Genomic DNA, 2,817 nt, shown 5'->3' with positions numbered 1-2,817 from the left:
AGCTTTATTGTAAATTAATAGTTTGATCACTTCTAATCTACTAATAATCAGCGATAAGCACAACCTTTTATACATATTTATTTTATCAATTTAATTCCGCCAACGGGTATATAGAGAATATTACGAATGAAGAAGTTGATTTTTGGCCTTGTGTTTTACCTGTGCTCGGTTTCCGTATGGGCGCAGATTAATACGGATCGGGTATTAGCTATCGGGCGCAATGCTTTGTATTTCGAAGATTATGTACTTTCTATCCAATATTTCAATCAGGTGATTCGTTCCAAACCATGGTTGGCTGAGCCTTATTTCTTCCGTGCTGTCGCTAAAATCAGTCTGGATGATTTCAAGGGTGCGGAAGAAGATTGTACGGCTTGCCTCGAACGGAATCCTTTTCTGGCTCAGGCCTATTATGCCAGAGGTATTGCCCGGCAGAGTATGGAAGATTTCGATGGAGCCATTGCCGATTACGAAAAAGGATTGGAGTTTAAACGGGAAGACCGCCAGATGATGGTAAACGAGGCTGTGGCTTATATCCAGAAGAAAGATTACGATGGAGCAGAAAAGATGTTCGAACGCCTGATGGTTGCTCATCCGCGTTATTCGATGGCTTATCTGTCTCGCGGAGCTATGTATATAGAAAAAGGAGATACGACCAAGGCACTGGCTGATTATGATAAGGCTATCGAGCTGGATCCGTATTATCCGCCGGCTTACGGAAACCGCGCCATTGTCTATTATCAGTTACAAGACTTCGATAAAGCGCTTGCCGACTTGAATGAAGCGATTCATTTGGATCCGAGGGAAAGCGGATATTACATCAACCGTGGTCTGGTCAGCTATCAGAAAAATAATCTGAAAGGAGCGATGGCCGATTACGATCAGGTCATCAGTATGGATCATGATAACTTGATTGCCCGTTTCAACCGCGGATTGTTGCGTTTCCAGGTGGGCGACAATAACCGGGCGATTGAAGACTTTGATGTGGTGCTGCAATTGGAGCCAGACAACTATATGGCTTATTATAACCGGGCTTTGCTTCGGTATGAAACAGGTGACTATCCGGGATCTGTATCCGATTTCAATGTGGTGCTGACCGAATATCCGGACTTCTTGCCGGGATATTATAGCCGGGCGGAAGCCAAGAAAAAGATGAACGATCTGGCAGGTGCCGACCGGGATGTTTGGACTGCCTTCAAAAAGGAAGAGCAGATGAAGAAAGACCGGGCTGCCGGAAAGACAACTGCTTCGGCATCGTCGGGTACAGCTACGACAGGAACATCGACAAGTGGCAATGCAACCGATAACAATACTCGCGAACAGTCGGATAAGAACATTGATAAGTTCAACCGTCTGGTGGTATATGATAAGGAAGAAGAACGTCGGAATAAGTTCAATAGCGATGTGCGCGGCCGTGTTCAGGATCGGAATGTCCGGGTAGATCTGGAACCTCAGTTCATCCTTACTTTCTATGAGAAGCCGGATCCGGTGAAGAAACAGTTATATTATAGTAAGTTGATCGACGACTTCAACCAGCAGATGGTGTTGAAGATGAAGTTGCTGATTACGAACGAGGAGGCTGCCTTGACGGAAGATCAGATAGCTGCCCACTTTGCTTCGATTGATGATTATTCGGCCCGGATAGCCAGAAATCCTTCAGACGTTAATTCGTATTTGGGACGTGCTCTTGATTATATGCTGGTACAGGACTTTGCTTCAGCTATCAAAGATTATGATAAGGTCATTGAGCTGGATCCGAATTCGATGATTGCATTCTTCAACCGGGCGGTTGTCCGTTACAAACAGATGCAATACCAGGATTCAAACGAAGAGGCCGAGATTATGGATATCCGTTCGGATCTGACCATGAACTTCAATATGGGCGGGAAACAGACAGTTCATTCGGCGGTAATGCCTTCGAAGGATGATTTGAATGCCATCAAGGAAGAAAAACGTTCTTATCAGCACGAACAGATTACCCGCGATTATGACATGGCCATTAAGTTGCATCCGGATTTCGTGTATGCTTATTTCAACCGAGGTAACCTGCGTTGCGCATTGCGAGATTACCGGGCAGCGATTGAAGATTATTCGGAAGCCATCCGCCGCGATCCTGAGTTTGCTGAAGCCTACTTCAATCGGGGATTGGCACGACTCTCGCAAGGAAATACCAGTCAAGGTATTGCCGATTTGAGTAAGGCTGGAGAGTTGGGTATTATCAATGCTTATAGTATCATCAAACGAATGATGGAATAAAAGACGAGATAAAACTATCAAAAAGTCATTTTGTCAAAATGTCAATGAATGTACCTGAATTTTCGTCTGTACGGACCAAAGTTCAGGTACATTTTGTTTGATGAGATTCTGACGGAGTTCAGCATTGACGAAAGGAAAGTTAAAAAGAAAGAATTTGCGTCTAACTGATAGGGGATTTGAGCAACTCTTGTATCTTTGGGGAAAGACCGTTAGCAATATCTCGTTTGAATGTGCTTTTTGTCAGTCGAAAAAGAAGGCTGTTCCGAAGCAAAAATAGAGACGAAAACAGCGGAAACGGGTACTGAAGTCGCTCATGATGGCTTCTTGAAGCAAGAGAAACGAGGTTTGTGGGCAAAATATACGGGCAATGCATGAAAAGCCGGCGTATTTTGGGTAAAACATAACGACCTTTTTCGGAAAAGATAGGCATGAAATGGAGGAAAAATAGGGATAATGACTATGCCTAAATTTACTTTACACTTTTTTGATACGTTACTAAAAAACTCTACAGATAAAATAAGTCTTACTAAAAGGCTTTACATATTACCTTTGCAAAGATAAAAA

Annotated in this window: 1 protein-coding gene; it reads left to right on the top strand. The window is 43.5% G+C overall.

Features of this window, described 5'->3' with window-relative positions; all coding sequences use genetic code 11:
* The first annotated feature begins 126 nt into the window (after positions 1–126).
* Positions 127–2,253, top strand: coding sequence for a tetratricopeptide repeat protein (locus MUN53_RS18210; protein ID WP_243326836.1), 2,127 nt, complete (start codon positions 127–129; stop codon positions 2,251–2,253).
* The last annotated feature ends 564 nt before the right edge of the window (positions 2,254–2,817 follow it).

This window comes from Parabacteroides faecalis, assembly GCF_022809355.1.
Lineage (GTDB): Bacteria > Bacteroidota > Bacteroidia > Bacteroidales > Tannerellaceae > Parabacteroides > Parabacteroides faecalis.
The sequence above is the reverse complement of the archived record's forward strand: the minus strand, read 5'-3'. Positions and strand labels throughout refer to the sequence as shown.